Consider the following 13,252-nt stretch of genomic DNA (forward strand, 5'->3'; position numbering starts at 1 on the left):
CAATCTAGCTCGACCGGGGCGCCGACGCCCCGGCCACCCAGCCGGAACGGTGCCGTCCCGGTGGTGCGTTGGACCCGCGCTGCCGCCGAGCCCGTCCCCGGTCGGAGCCGCCCTCGACGACGGGATGGGTAACGCCCATGAAGAAGTTCCGATCCGCATCCGCCCTGCTGGCCGTGACCACCGGCTGCGCCCTGCTGCTGACCGCCTGCGGGCAGAACAGCGAGGGCGGCAGCCAGGAGTCGAAGGACGGGAAGGACCGCACCATCGGCATCGCCATGCCCACCAAGTCCTCGGAGCGGTGGATCGCCGACGGCCGCAACATGACCGAGAGCCTGAAGAAGGCCGGCTTCGCCACGACCCTGCAGTACGGCGAGGACGACCCCGACCAGCAGGTCGCCCAGATCGAGAACATGATCACCCAGGGCGTCGACGCCCTCGTCGTGGCCGCCATCAACGGCGAGGCCCTGTCCAACGTCCTGAAGCAGGCCGCGGACGCCGACATCCCGGTGATCTCCTACGACCGGCTCATCCTGGGCTCCCCGCACGTCGACTACTACGCCTCCTTCGACAACGAGAAGGTCGGCGAGCTCCAGGCCACGTACATCGTCGAGAAGCTGGGGCTGAAGTCCGGCGCGAAGCAGGGCCCCTTCAACATCGAGCTCTTCGCCGGATCCAACGACGACAACAACACCAAGTACTTCTTCGACGGCGCCATGAAGGTGCTGAAGCCCTACCTCGACAAGAAGCAGCTGGTCGTGCGCTCCCAGCAGACCCAGCTCAACCAGGTCACCACCCTGCGCTGGGACGGCGGGACGGCGCAGAAGCGCATGGACGACCTGCTGACCTCCTCGTACTCCACGGCCCGGGTCGACGCGGTCCTCTCCCCCTACGACGGCATCTCCATCGGCATCCTGTCCGCCCTGAAGTCCGACGACTACGGAAGCGCCGCCAAGCCGCTGCCGGTCGTCACCGGCCAGGACGCGGAGGTCGCCTCCGTGAAGTCGATCATCGCGGGCGAGCAGACGCAGACCGTCTACAAGGACACCCGCGCACTCGCGCAGGTCGCCTCGGACATGGTCACCGCCGTCCTGGAGGGCAGGAAGCCCCAGACCAACGACGACAAGACCTACGACAACGGCAAGAAGGTCGTCCCGGCCTATCTGCTCGACCCGGTCAGCGTCGACAAGTCGAACTACCGGAACATCCTGGTCGAGTCCGGCTACATCGACGCCGGGGCACTGAAGTGACCCCCCAGGAGACCCCCCTTCTCCAGATGCGGTCCATCGTCAAGACCTTCCCCGGAGTCAGGGCCCTGTCCGAGGTGACCCTGTCCGTGGAGCGCGGCGAGGTGCACGCCCTGTGCGGAGAGAACGGCGCCGGGAAGTCGACCCTGATGAAGGTCCTGTCCGGCGTCCACCCGCACGGGACGTACGAGGGCGAGATCCTCTTCGACGGCGAGCCGTGCCGCTTCAAGGACATCAGGGCCAGCGAGCGCCGCGGCATCGTCATCATCCACCAGGAGCTCGCGCTCGTCCCCCACCTGTCGATCGCCGAGAACATCTTCCTCGGCAACGAACCGTCCCGGCGCGGGATCGTCGACTGGCGCCGGGTGCTGCGCCGCGCCTCCGAACTGCTCAGGCGGGTCGGGCTCGACGAACATCCCGAGACCCGGGTCGCCGACATCGGGGTCGGCAAGCAGCAGCTCGTGGAGATCGCGAAGGCGCTGGCGAAGGACGTCCGCCTGCTGATCCTGGACGAGCCCACGGCGGCGCTCAACGACGAGGACAGCGCGAAACTGCTCCGGCTGATGCGAGAGCTGAAGGGCCAGGGCATCACCTCGATCCTCATCTCGCACAAGCTGAACGAGATCGCCGGGATCGCCGACTCCGTCACGGTCCTGCGGGACGGGCGCTCCATCGAGACCCTCGACGTCGGCGACCCGGCCACCACCGAGGAGCGCATCATCCGGGGCATGGTGGGGCGGGACCTCGACAGCCGCTTCCCCGACCGCACGCCGTACGCGGGCCCGGCCGACGCCGACCCCGTCCTGGAGATCCGGGACTGGACCGTACGCCACCCGCTCGACCGCGACCGCAAGGTCGTCGACGGCGTGTCGCTCCGGGTCCGCCGCGGCGAGATCGTCGGGGTGGCGGGGCTCATGGGGGCCGGCCGGACCGAGCTCGCCATGAGCGTCTTCGGCCGTTCCTACGGCCACTACGTGCGGGGCACCGTGCTCAAGGACGGCCGCGAGGTGCGGACGCGTACGGTCCCCGAGGCGGTCGCCCACGGCATCGCGTACGCCACCGAGGACCGCAAGCACTACGGTCTCGACCTCGGGGACTCCGTGAGCCGGAACATCTCGCTCGCGTCCCTCGGCGCCCTCGCCCGCCGCGGGATCGTCGACGGGCACGAGGAACGCGGGGTGGCCGAACGGTACCGGCGGACCCTGAACATCAAGACCCCGAACGTCCTCGAACCGGTCGGCCGCCTCTCCGGCGGCAACCAGCAGAAGGTCGTCCTCGGCAAGTGGATCCTCGCCGGACCGGACGTCCTCATCCTCGACGAGCCCACACGCGGCGTCGACGTCGGAGCCAAGTACGAGATCTACACCGTGATCGACCGGCTCGCCTCCGAGGGGAAGGCGATCCTCCTCATCTCCTCCGAGCTGCCCGAACTCCTCGGCATGTGCGACCGCGTCTACACCATGGCCGCCGGACGGCTGACCGGCGAGGTCGCCCGCGAGGACGCCACGCAGGAAGTGCTGATGCGGTACATGACCCAGGGCTCCCCGGCATCGTCGGCCGTCACCACAGACCCCGCCCCCAGCGAAGGACACCAGGCATGAGCACCGAAGCCGACACCAAGCCGACCGCCCCGGCGCCCCCGGGCGGCGGTACCCCGTCCACCGGGACACCGGTGCTCCGGGTGCTCCTCGACGGCGTCCGGCGGAACATGCGCCAGTACGGCATGCTCTTCGCGCTCGGCCTGATCGTGCTGCTCTTCCAGATCTGGACGGGCGGCGACCTCCTGCTGCCGCGCAACGTGTCCAACCTGGTGCTGCAGAACAGCTACATCCTCATCCTGGCCATCGGCATGATGATCGTCATCATCTCCGGGCACATCGACCTGTCGGTGGGCTCGCTGATGGCCCTGGTGGGCGGCGTCGGGGCCGTACTCATGGTCGAGCACCACGTCTCCTGGCCCGTCGCGGTGCTCCTCACCCTGCTCCTCGGGGCGGTCGCCGGCGCGCTGCAGGGATTCTTCATCGCGTACGTCGGCATACCGTCGTTCATCGTGACCCTCGCGGGCATGCTGCTGTTCCGCGGGCTCACGGAGATCTTCCTCAAGGGGCAGACGCTCGGCCCGTTCCCGGACGGACTGCAGAAGATCGCCAACGGCTTCCTGCCGGAGGCCGGGCCCCGCACGAACTACCACAACCTGACCCTGCTCCTCGGCCTGGGACTGATCGCCTACGTGGTCTTCCAGGAGGTACGGGACCGCCGCCGCCAGCGGGAGTTCGCCCTGGAGACGCTCCCCACGGGCCTGTTCGCGCTGAAGGTGACCGCGCTGGTCGCCGCGGTCCTGCTCACCACCCTGCTGCTCGCCAGCTACAAGGGCGCCCCCGTGGTCCTCCTGATCCTGGCCGTCCTGCTGGTCGGCTTCGGGTACGTGATGCGCAACGCGGTGATCGGCCGCCATGTGTACGCGATCGGGGGCAACCTGCCCGCCGCGAAGCTGTCCGGGGTCAAGGACCGGAAGGTGACCTTCGCGGTCTTCCTCAACATGGGGATGCTCGCGGCGCTCGCCGGACTCGTCTTCGCGGCGCGCTTCAACGCGGCCTCGCCGAAGGCCGGCGTGAACTTCGAACTGGAGGCCATCGCCGCCGCGTTCATCGGCGGGGCGTCGATGAGCGGGGGCGTCGGGACCGTCCTGGGAGCCATCATCGGCGGCCTGGTCCTCGGCGTGCTCAACAACGGCATGAACCTCGTCGGGGTGGGCACCGACTGGCAGCAGGTCATCAAGGGCCTCGTGCTGCTCGCGGCGGTCGGCTTCGACGTGTGGAACAAGCGCAGGGCGGGCGCCTGACACCGCTCCGGACACGGCTGTGCCCGCCGGCGGGGAGGTGCCGGCGGGCACAGCCGTGTCCGTACGCGGTCAGTCGCGGGCGCTGAACCGCAGGACCGTCCTCGACCTGTACTCCTCACCCGGCCGCAGCACCGGGGACGGGTCACCGGGGCGGTTCGGGGAGTCGGGGAAGTGCTGGGTCTCCAGCGCGATGCCGGCACTCGCCCGGTAGGGCGTACCGCTCTTGCCGAGCACCGATCCGTCGAACTGCCCCGCGGTGTACACTTGGAGTCCGGGCTCCGTGGTCAGCACCTCCATGCGGCGGCCCGTGGCAGGCGCGTACAGGACGGCGGCCGGGCGCGGCGTCCCGTCGCCGTGCGGGTCCAGGACGAAGTTGTGGTCGTACCCGCCGGCCGCGCCGGGGCGGGCCAGGGCGTCGGCGATCCCGAGCGGCCGGCGGAGGTCGAAGGCGGTGCCGGAGACGGGGAGGTGGTCCCCGCGGGGTAGGAGGTCGCCGTCGACCGGGGTGTAGTGGGAGGCGTGGACGGTGAGTTCGTGGCCGAGGATGTCGCCGGCGCCCTCGCCGTCGAGGTTGAAGTAGGCGTGGTTGGTGAGGTTGACGAGGGTGGTCGCGTCGGTGACCGCCGTGTAGGAGAAGGCGAGTTCGCCGGCGCGGCCGACGAGGCAGCCGACGGTGACGTCCAGGTTACCCGGGAAGCCCTGGTCGCCGTCGGGGCTGCGCAGGCGCAGGAGCACACCGGTCCACTCCGGGGTGTGCACGCTCTCGGCCTCCCAGAGCCGGGTGTCGAAGCCGTCGGTTCCGCCGTGCAGGCAGTGGCCGTTCTCCTGCGTGGTCAGCTGGTACGGCGTCCCGTCCAGGGTGAACCGGCCCCGTGCGATGCGGTTGGCGTAGCGGCCGACGGTGGAGCCGAAGTACCGGGCGGTGGTGGCCGTCTCGGCCGGGTCGCGGGGAGCGAGGACGACGTCGGCCGGGGTGCCGTTCCGGTCCGGCACCCACAGGCCGTGGAGGCGGGCGCCACGGGTGTGCACCTCCGCCGTGAGTCCGCCGGGGAAGCCGAAGGTCCATCGTTCTCCGGCGTACGGGTCGGGGCGGCGGACCGGGGGGACTCCGGTGAGAGGGGGCGGGGCTGTGTTCATGGAGGTTCCTTGTTCGCGAGGGCGCGCGGCCGGACAGGGGGAAGGGGGCAGGGAGGACCCTGCCCCCTGTCGGCCCGGGGCCTATTCCGCCTGGCGGGATCCGCCGAAGAGGCGCTGGAGGAGGATGAAGACGAACAGCAGACCGCCGATGACGATGCGGGTCCACCACGAGCTGAGGGTGCCCTGGAAGCTGATGACGGTCTGGATCAGGCCGAGGACCGTCACGCCCAGCGCGGTGCCCAGGACGAAACCGGAACCGCCGGTCAGCAGCGTGCCGCCGATCACGACGGCGGCGATGGCGTCGAGTTCCATGCCGACGGCGTGCAGGGCGTAGCCGGACAGCATGTAGAAGGTCAGCAGCAGCCCCCCGAGGGCGGAGCACAGGCCGCTCACGGCGTACACCATGACCTTGGTGCGTCCCACGGGCAGGCCCATGAGACGGGCGGAGGACTCGTTGCCGCCCAGCGCGTAGACGGTGCGGCCGAAGCGGGTGTGGTGGAGGACGACGAAGGCGAGCGCCAGCACGGCCAGGGCGATGACGACGGCGGGTGAGACGAAGAGTCCCCCGGGCAGCAGTACCCGTGTCTGGGCGATCCGGGTGGTCGTGGGGTCGGTGATCGAGAGGGACTCGGTGCTGATCATGTAGCAGAGGCCGCGGGCGAGGAACATGCCCGCGAGCGTGACGATGAAGGGCTGGATCTCGAAGGCGTGGATCACCCAGCCCATGAGGGCGCCGCCGCCCGCTCCCACCAGCAGGACCACCGGCACCGCCAGGGCGAGCGGCAGGCCGTTCTGTTGGACGAGCCAGGCGGTCAGCATGGTCGACAGGGCGACCATGGAGCCGACCGACAGGTCGATCCCGCCGGTGAGGATGACGAACGTCATGCCGATCGCCACGACGAGCAGGAAGCCGTTGTCGATCAGGACGTTGAGCAGGACCTGCGCGGAGAAGAAGCCTTCGTACTGCACGGAGCCGATCGAGAACATCGCGACGAGCAGCGTGGCCGTCACCATGAGCGGCAGGCGGGCGGCGTGGCGTGCCGAGAAGCGGTGGAGCGGCTTGGTGAGGGTGGTGCTCACGAGTGGACCTCCTGCCGGCGGGCCGTCAGGTCGCCGGCCGCGGTGGCCGGGTCCGGGGCGGCCGGCCGGCGCCGGCGTGAGAGTCGCGCGCGGAACGCGGGCGACTGGACGAGACACACGACGATGACGACGAGGGCCTTGAAGACGAGGGTGGTCTCCGGCGGTACGCCGAGGGTGTAGATCGTGGTCGAGAGGGTCTGGATGATCAGCGCGCCGAGGACCGTGCCGCCGAGGGAGAAACGGCCGCCGGTCAGCGCGGTTCCGCCGATGACCACGGCGAGGATGGCGTCGAGTTCGATCCACAGGCCGGCGTTGTTGCCGTCGGCGCTGGACACGTTGGAGCTGATCATCAGCCCGGCGACCGCGGCGCACACGGCGCTGACGACGTACACCGTGACCAGGAGCCCGGCCGCCCGGATGCCGACGAGCCGGCTCGCGACCGGGTTGCCGCCCACCGATTCGATGAGCATGCCGAGCGCGGTCCGGCGGGTGACGAGGGAGGCGACGGCGACGAGGGCCGCCGCGAGCAGGACGGCGAAGGGGAGGGTGAGCCAGTAGCCCCCGCCGATCATCTTGTAGGCGCTGCTGGAGACGCTGACGATCTGGCCGTCGGTGATCAGCTGGGCCACGCCGCGCCCGGCGACCATGAGGACCAGGGTGGCGACGATGGGCTGGACGCCGAGCCGGGCGACGAGGAGGCCGTTGAGCAGTCCGATCGCGGCGGCCACGCCGACCGCGACCGCGATCGCGGCCGTGACGGTGGAGAGGCTTCCGGGGTCCTTCGCGGTGGCGATGTGCTCGCACGCGAGGGCGCCGGCGATGGCGACCGTCGAGCCGACCGAGAGGTCGATGCCGCGGGTGGCGATGACGAGCGTCATGCCGGCGGAGACCAGGATCAGCGGGGCGCCGAACTGGAGGATGTCGATCAGGCTGCCGTACAGGTGTCCGTTCTGGACGCGGACGGCGAAGAAGTCGTGGGTGAGCGCGAGGTTTCCCAGGAGCAGGGCGGCCAGGACGGCGGCGGGCCAGAACAGGCGGTGCTCGGTGAGCCGCCGGGCGTCGGGCGCCCGGTCCGGACGGGCCGGACGTCCCCTGGCGCCGGTGTCGTCGGGTGGTGTCATGAGGTGGCTCCGGTGGCGATGGCGCCCAGGATCCGGTCGGGCGTCAGGGTGGTGTCGTTGGGGAGGGTGGCGACGAGCCGGTGGTCGCGCAGTACGCCGACCCGGTGGCTGAGCCGCAGTACCTCTTCGAGTTCGGCGGAGATGAAGAGGACCGCGGTGCCCTCCGAGGCCAGGCGGCTGACGAGTCTCTGGATCTCGGACTTGGCGCCGATGTCGATGCCCCGGGTGGGTTCGTCCAGGATCAGCAGCTCGGGGTCGGTGAGCAGCCAGCGGGCGAGCAGCACCTTCTGCTGGTTGCCTCCGCTGAGGTTGCGGACCTGGGCCTCGGGGTCGGCCGGGCGGATGTCGAGGACCTCGGTCCAGCGGGCGGCGATCTCGTCCTGCCGGGTGCGCGAGAGGGGCCTGGTCCAGCCGCGTGCGGCCTGGAGGGCGAGCACGATGTTCTCGCGGACCGTGAGTTCGCCGATCAGTCCCTCCGCCTTGCGGTTCTCCGAACAGAAGGCGATCTTGTGGGCGATCGCGGCGCGCGGCGAGCGCAGGGAGGCGCGTTCGCCGCGGATCCGCAGCTCGCCGCCGTCGGCGTGGTCGGCTCCGAAGAGCAGCCGGGCGGCCTCGGTCCGCCCGGATCCGAGGAGTCCTGCCAGACCGATGACCTCGCCGCGGTGGATGTCCAGGTCGTACGGCTGGATGGAGCCGGTCCTGGTGAGCCCGCGGGCGCTGAGGAAGGGGGTGTCCGCGGACTCGGGGGTGGCCGCGGTGCCGGTGTGGGAGGTCTCGGCGAGTTCGTCGAGGGTGGACAGTTCGCTGCCGACCATGCGGTGGACCAGGGTGACGGGTGTCAGTTCGTCGATCCGGTACTCGCCTTCGAGGCGTCCGTTGCGCAGGACGGTCACCCGGTCGCACAGGTCGAAGACCTGGTCGAGGAAGTGGGTGACGAAGAGGATCGCGACCCCTCGGTCGCGCAGCCGGCGCACCAGGGCGAAGAGCTGGGCGACCTCGTCCCGGTCGAGGCTGGAGGTGGGCTCGTCGAGGACGAGGACCTTCGCCTGGATGTCCACGGCGCGGACGATCGCGACGAGTTGCTGGACGGCGAGGGAGTGCGCGCTGAGCGGCATGCGGACGTCGAGGTCGAGTTCCAGCTCGGTGATGAGCCGTGCCGCGCGCCGGTGGAGGGCCTTCCAGTGGACGAGCCCGAAGCGGCGGGGTTCACGGCCGACGAGGATGTTCTCGGCGACGGAGAGGTTGGGGCACAGGTTCACCTCCTGGTAGACCGTGCTGATTCCGGCGTGCTGTGCCCCCAGCGGTTCGGTGAACCGCTGGGGGTCTCCGTCGACGGAGACCGTTCCCGCGTCGGGCGGGTGGACTCCGGTGAGCACCTTGATGAGGGTCGACTTGCCGGCGCCGTTCTCGCCCATCAGCGCGTGGACCTCGCCCGGGAAGAGGCGCAGGTCGACACCGTCCAGGGCGAGGACGCCGGGGAACGCCTTGCGGATGCCGCGGGCCTCCAGGACCGGCCGGTCGGTGGAGGCGGGTGCGGGGGTGCGTGCGGGTGTGCGGGGGGTGGGTGGGGCTGTCATCCGCCCTCCTCGTTCTGGGGATCGGGGGCGGCGCGAGGGCCGCCCCCGGTCCGGTGCGGGCGGTGGGTCAGTACTGGCGGCCGGGGAGGGCGGCCGCGGCCTGGTCCTGGGTGAAGACGCCCTCCTCGACCTCGACCCGTCGCGGGACGCTCTCCCCCGCCGCGACCTTCTTGACGAGTTCCATGAGCTGGTCGCCGAGGAGCGGGTTGCACTCGACCACCACGTTGATCTTCTTCTCCTGCATGGCGACGAAGGCGTCCTTGATGCCGTCGACGGAGATCACCTTGATGTCGGTGCCCGGCTTCTTGCCGGCCTCCTCGATGGCCTGGATGGCACCGAGGGCCATGTCGTCGTTGTGGGCGTACAGGACGTCGATGTCCTCGTGGGACTTGAGGAAGGCCTGCATGACCTCCTTGCCCTTGGCCCGGGTGAAGTCGCCGGTCTGGGAGGCGACGACCTTGAACTTGGGGTCGCCCTTGACGACCTCGGCGAAGCCGGCCTTGCGGTCGTTGGCGGGGGCGGAGCCGGTGGTGCCCTGGAGCTCGACGACGTTGACGGGCTCGGACGTTCCCTCGTACTCCTTCACGAGCCACTTGCCGGCCTCCTGGCCCTCCTTGACGAAGTCGGAGCCGAGGAAGGTCTGGTAGAGGGAGGTGTCCTGCGAGTCGACGGCGCGGTCGGTGAGGATCACCGGGATGCCGGCGTTCTTGGCCTCCTTCAGGACGGTGTCCCAGCCGGACTCCACCACCGGCGAGAAGGCGATGACGTCCACCTTCTGCTGGATGAAGGTGCGGATCGCCTTGATCTGGTTCTCCTGCTTCTGCTGCGCGTCGGAGAACTTCAGCGTGATGCCGGCCTTCTCCGCGGCCTCGCGCACGGACTCGGTGTTGGCGGTGCGCCAGCCGCTCTCGGCTCCCACCTGGGCGAACCCGAGCACCAGCTTGCCGTCGGAGGAGCCCTTGCCGGTGCCGCCCGTGGTGCCGGTGGGCGCGGGCTCGGTGGTGCAGGCGGTCAGTACACCAGCGGCCAGTACGGCGGCGGTGATGACGCGGAGGGCTCTGTGGGCCATGTCGTGGTTCCTCTCGGGACGTGCGTCGTACCAGGCGGAGCCCTGAAGGGTCGGGCCCGGCGAAGGCATGGCTGCGCAGCGGTGGTTGATCCGGGCGGAGGCAGAGTGGAGCGTCGGCCCCGGCGACCGCTGAGCTGGCGAACGCGACACATTGTGAGCGCTAACAGACTCGTAACTCAAGGGCTCGTACGGGAGTTACCCGTTCTTGATGCACGGACGCGGACCAGGGGCCGCGGCCGTCGACCCTGTCGTTGTGAGCGTTAACACTCATCATCACCGGATGGCGGCGCACACCGAAGAGCCCGCGACACGAAGACCGTTGACACCCTCCACCGCGCTTCGTATCGTCGCGACACAATTTCGAACAACGCCCGATATTTCGAACGGTGGGAGTCCCCCATGTGTTCCACTCGCTCCGGCGCCCGGGACGGCTCCCCGTGAGCCCTCGGGGGAAGGCCGTCGTCCTCGACGCTCCCGGGACGGCCCGCCTCGTGGCGCACACGCCCCGGCGGCCGGGGCCCGGCGAGGCCCTGGTGCGCGTGCACGCCGTCGGGATGTGCGGGAGCGACCGCGACGTCTACCTGGGCCGCCGCCCCGCTCCGTACGTGCGCTATCCACTCACCCCGGGCCACGAGTGGTCCGGCACCGTGACCGACGTGGGAGAGGGCGCGCCCGCGTCCCTGATCGGCCGCAAGGTCGTGGGCGAAGGGCTGCGGAACTGCGAGACCTGCGCCCCCTGCCGCGCCGGCGAGACCAACCTGTGCGCCGCCGGCTACGACGAGACGGGGTTCACCCTCCCCGGTGCGATGGCCCCCACTCTGACGCTCCCCGCCCGTCTGCTGCACACACTGCCGCCGGACGCCGACCTCACCGCCGCCGCGTTCCTCGAACCCGCCGCCTGCGCGGCCGCCGCCGTCCTCAAGGCGAGCCCCCTGCCCGGCTCACGGGTGGCCGTCGTCGGCTCCGGCGCCCTCGGCCTGCTCGCCGCACAGCTCCTCGGCGCCTTCTCGCCGAGCGAGCTGACGGTCGTCGGCACGAGCCCCGGCCGAGCCGGTCTGGCCGACCGCTTCGGAGCCACCGCCTACCGCACGTGGGACCACTCCTCCGGTCTCGCGGGCTTCGACGCCGTGATCGACGCCGTGGGCGCGCGGTCGACCGCGCGCGCCGCGGCGTCCCTGCTGCGGCCGGGAGGACGCCTGGTGCTCACCGGCATCCCGGTCCACGGGGCGGAGAGGCTCGATCCCGCCCGGGTCGTCGCACGGCAGCTGTCGATCGGAACCGCCCTGGGAGCCTCGTCCGGCGCGTGGTCGTACGCCGTACGCGCCTTCTCCGCGGCACGGCTGACGCCGCTCGAACTCCTCACGCACCAGCTGGGCGTCGAGGAGTTCGAACGGGCCATGGACCTCACGGGCAGCGGCGATGTCCGCGTCGGGAAGGTCCTGCTCCTGCCCTAGGCCGTGTCTTTCGGATCAGGCCGGATCAGCTCGCGGCGTCCGGTGCCGTGCGTCGCGAGGCGGAGGAGGGAGTCCATGCGGTGGGGGCACCTCCCGGCGGTAGCCGGGGGGGACATCGGCGACCGACGGCAACGCGGCGAGGCGCGGTGCCGGGCGCCGCGAGCCCGGCATGATCCGGAAGACACGGCCCAGCGGCTCAGAGCCCCGGGATCGCGTTCGCGGCGATGGCCTCGGCGTACCAGCGGGCGCTGCGCTTCGGGGTGCGCAGCTGGGTGGCGTAGTCGACGTGGACGGCGCCGAAGCGCTTCTCGTATCCGTAGGCCCACTCGAAGTTGTCGAGGAGGGACCAGAGGAAGTAGCCGCGTACGTCCGCCCCGTCGGCGATGGCCCGGTGGACGGCCGCGAGGTGCTGGTGGAGGTAGTCGATCCGGTCGTGGTCGTGGATCCGGCCGTCGGCGGCGGGGACGTCGGGGAAGGCCGCGCCGTTCTCGGTGACCGCCAGCGGGAGGCCGGGGTGGGCGCGGGAGACGGCCGTCAGGAGGTCGTAGAGGCCGGTGGGGTCGATGGCCCAGCCCATGTCGGTCGTCGCGCCGGGCGGGCGGTGGAACCGGACGTCCTCGGAGCCGGGCCACGGCGAGTGGTCGCTCTCGCCGTGGGCGTGGTCGGCCGCGGCCGTTCCGGACCCGGGGGCGGAGACGACGGCGGGCGTGTAGTAGTTGATGCCCAGGAGGTCGATGGGGGCGCCGATGGCGGCCTCGTCCCCGGGCCTGACGAGGGTGTCCCAGTCGACGACGTGGGCGGTGTCGGCGAGGAGGTCGTCCGGGTATCCGCCGGAGAGCATCGGGCCGGTGAAGACGCGGTTGGCGACGGCGTCGATGCGGCGGGCCGCGTCGAGGTCGGCGGGATCCGTGGTGAGCGGGCGGACGTGGTGGAGGTTGAGGGAGACCGTGACCCGGGCGTGGGAGGGCAGGGCCGCGCGCAGGGCGGCGGTGGCGCGACCGTGGCCGAGGTTGAGGTGGTGGGCCGCGCGCAGCGCGAGGGCGGGGTCGGTGCGGCCGGGCGCGTGGACTCCGGAGCCGTAGCCGAGGAAGGCGGAGCACCAGGGCTCGTTGAGCGTGGTCCACAGGGCGACCCGGTCGCCCAGGACGTCGGCGGCCAGGGCCGCGTACTCCCCGAAGCGTTCGGCGGTCTCGCGTACCGCCCAGCCGCCCCCCGCGGCGGAGCCGCTCGTGTCTCCGGTCTCCAGCGCCTGGGGCAGGTCCCAGTGGTACAGGGTGGCGACGGGCTGGACGCCGGCGTCGAGGAGTTCGTCGACGAGCCGGCTGTAGAAGTCGAGGCCGGCGGCGTTGGCGGGGCCCCGGCCGCCGGGCTGGATGCGCGGCCAGGCGAGGGAGAAGCGGTAGGCCTGGAGGCCGAGGTGGGACATCAGGGTGACGTCGGTGCGGTAGCGGTGGTAGTGGTCGCAGGCGAGGTCACCGGTGTCGCCGTTGGCGACCTTGCCGGGGGTGTGGGAGAAGGTGTCCCAGATGGAGGGGGCCCGGCCGTCCTCGGCGACGGCGCCCTCGATCTGGTACGCGGCGGTGGCCGCGCCCCACAGGAAGCCGGGCGGGAACCGCAGCCGGTCGACGGCCGCGGAGGCGGGAGCCGTGACGGGGGCGGTGACAGGGGTTGCGGACATGGTGGGGTCTCCCTTTGGCGGAGGAGTTCGTGGAAGAGGAGGAGGAGTGA

Annotated in this window: 10 protein-coding genes; 4 read left to right on the top strand and 6 right to left on the bottom strand. The window is 71.1% G+C overall.

Going from position 1 to position 13,252, the window contains the following annotated elements:
- Positions 1-137 precede the first annotated feature (137 nt).
- The 3 genes from chvE to mmsB are packed head-to-tail and all read left to right on the top strand — an operon-like array spanning position 138 to position 4,086.
- Positions 138-1,247 carry a multiple monosaccharide ABC transporter substrate-binding protein gene (gene chvE, locus HHL19_RS19455; RefSeq protein ID WP_169091355.1) on the top strand — a complete coding sequence of 370 codons (1,110 nt, stop codon included), beginning with the start codon at positions 138-140 and terminating at the stop codon, positions 1,245-1,247.
- A gap of 26 nt (positions 1,248-1,273) precedes the next feature.
- Positions 1,274-2,845, top strand: coding sequence for a multiple monosaccharide ABC transporter ATP-binding protein (mmsA, locus tag HHL19_RS19460; RefSeq protein WP_169091357.1), 1,572 nt, complete (start codon positions 1,274-1,276; stop codon positions 2,843-2,845).
- Complete coding sequence (gene mmsB / locus HHL19_RS19465) at positions 2,842-4,086, top strand: multiple monosaccharide ABC transporter permease (protein WP_169091359.1); 1,245 nt, start codon at positions 2,842-2,844, stop codon at positions 4,084-4,086. Before mmsA ends, mmsB begins: the two co-directional genes overlap by 4 nt.
- Positions 4,087-4,155: 69 nt before the next feature.
- Here mmsB and HHL19_RS19470 read toward each other — a convergent pair whose 3' ends face one another.
- The 5 genes from HHL19_RS19470 to HHL19_RS19490 all read right to left on the bottom strand — a co-directional run bounded on the left by HHL19_RS19470 (position 4,156) and on the right by HHL19_RS19490 (position 10,070).
- On the bottom strand, positions 4,156-5,223 hold the full coding sequence (locus HHL19_RS19470; RefSeq protein WP_169091361.1) for an aldose epimerase family protein: 1,068 nt from the start codon (positions 5,221-5,223) through the stop codon (positions 4,156-4,158).
- Positions 5,224-5,304: 81 nt separating this feature from the next.
- Entirely contained in the window at positions 5,305-6,303 is a 999-nt protein-coding gene (yjfF, locus tag HHL19_RS19475; RefSeq protein ID WP_169091363.1) for a galactofuranose ABC transporter, permease protein YjfF, read from the bottom strand.
- On the bottom strand, positions 6,300-7,424 hold the full coding sequence (locus HHL19_RS19480) for an ABC transporter permease (protein WP_206324891.1): 1,125 nt from the start codon (positions 7,422-7,424) through the stop codon (positions 6,300-6,302). The genes yjfF and HHL19_RS19480 overlap by 4 nt, the downstream gene beginning before the upstream one ends.
- Positions 7,421-9,001, bottom strand: coding sequence for a sugar ABC transporter ATP-binding protein (locus HHL19_RS19485; RefSeq protein WP_169091365.1), 1,581 nt, complete (start codon positions 8,999-9,001; stop codon positions 7,421-7,423). The genes HHL19_RS19480 and HHL19_RS19485 overlap by 4 nt, the downstream gene beginning before the upstream one ends.
- Before the next feature lie 67 nt (positions 9,002-9,068).
- Entirely contained in the window at positions 9,069-10,070 is a 1,002-nt protein-coding gene (locus tag HHL19_RS19490; RefSeq protein ID WP_169091367.1) for an ABC transporter substrate-binding protein, read from the bottom strand.
- Between the two features lie 437 nt (positions 10,071-10,507).
- Between HHL19_RS19490 and HHL19_RS19495 the strand changes: the two genes are divergently transcribed.
- Complete coding sequence (locus HHL19_RS19495; RefSeq protein ID WP_169091369.1) at positions 10,508-11,524, top strand: alcohol dehydrogenase catalytic domain-containing protein; 1,017 nt, start codon at positions 10,508-10,510, stop codon at positions 11,522-11,524.
- Positions 11,525-11,720: 196 nt separating this feature from the next.
- On the opposite strand, the gene HHL19_RS19500 is transcribed toward HHL19_RS19495, so the two are convergent.
- Positions 11,721-13,202 (bottom strand): GH1 family beta-glucosidase, encoded by a 1,482-nt coding sequence (locus tag HHL19_RS19500; RefSeq protein ID WP_169091371.1) that lies wholly within the window; start codon positions 13,200-13,202, stop codon positions 11,721-11,723.
- Between the last annotated feature and the right edge of the window lie 50 nt (positions 13,203-13,252).

The sequence above is a fragment of the Streptomyces sp. R302 genome, assembly GCF_012927245.1.
In the GTDB taxonomy this organism is placed as follows: Bacteria; Actinomycetota; Actinomycetes; order Streptomycetales; family Streptomycetaceae; genus Streptomyces.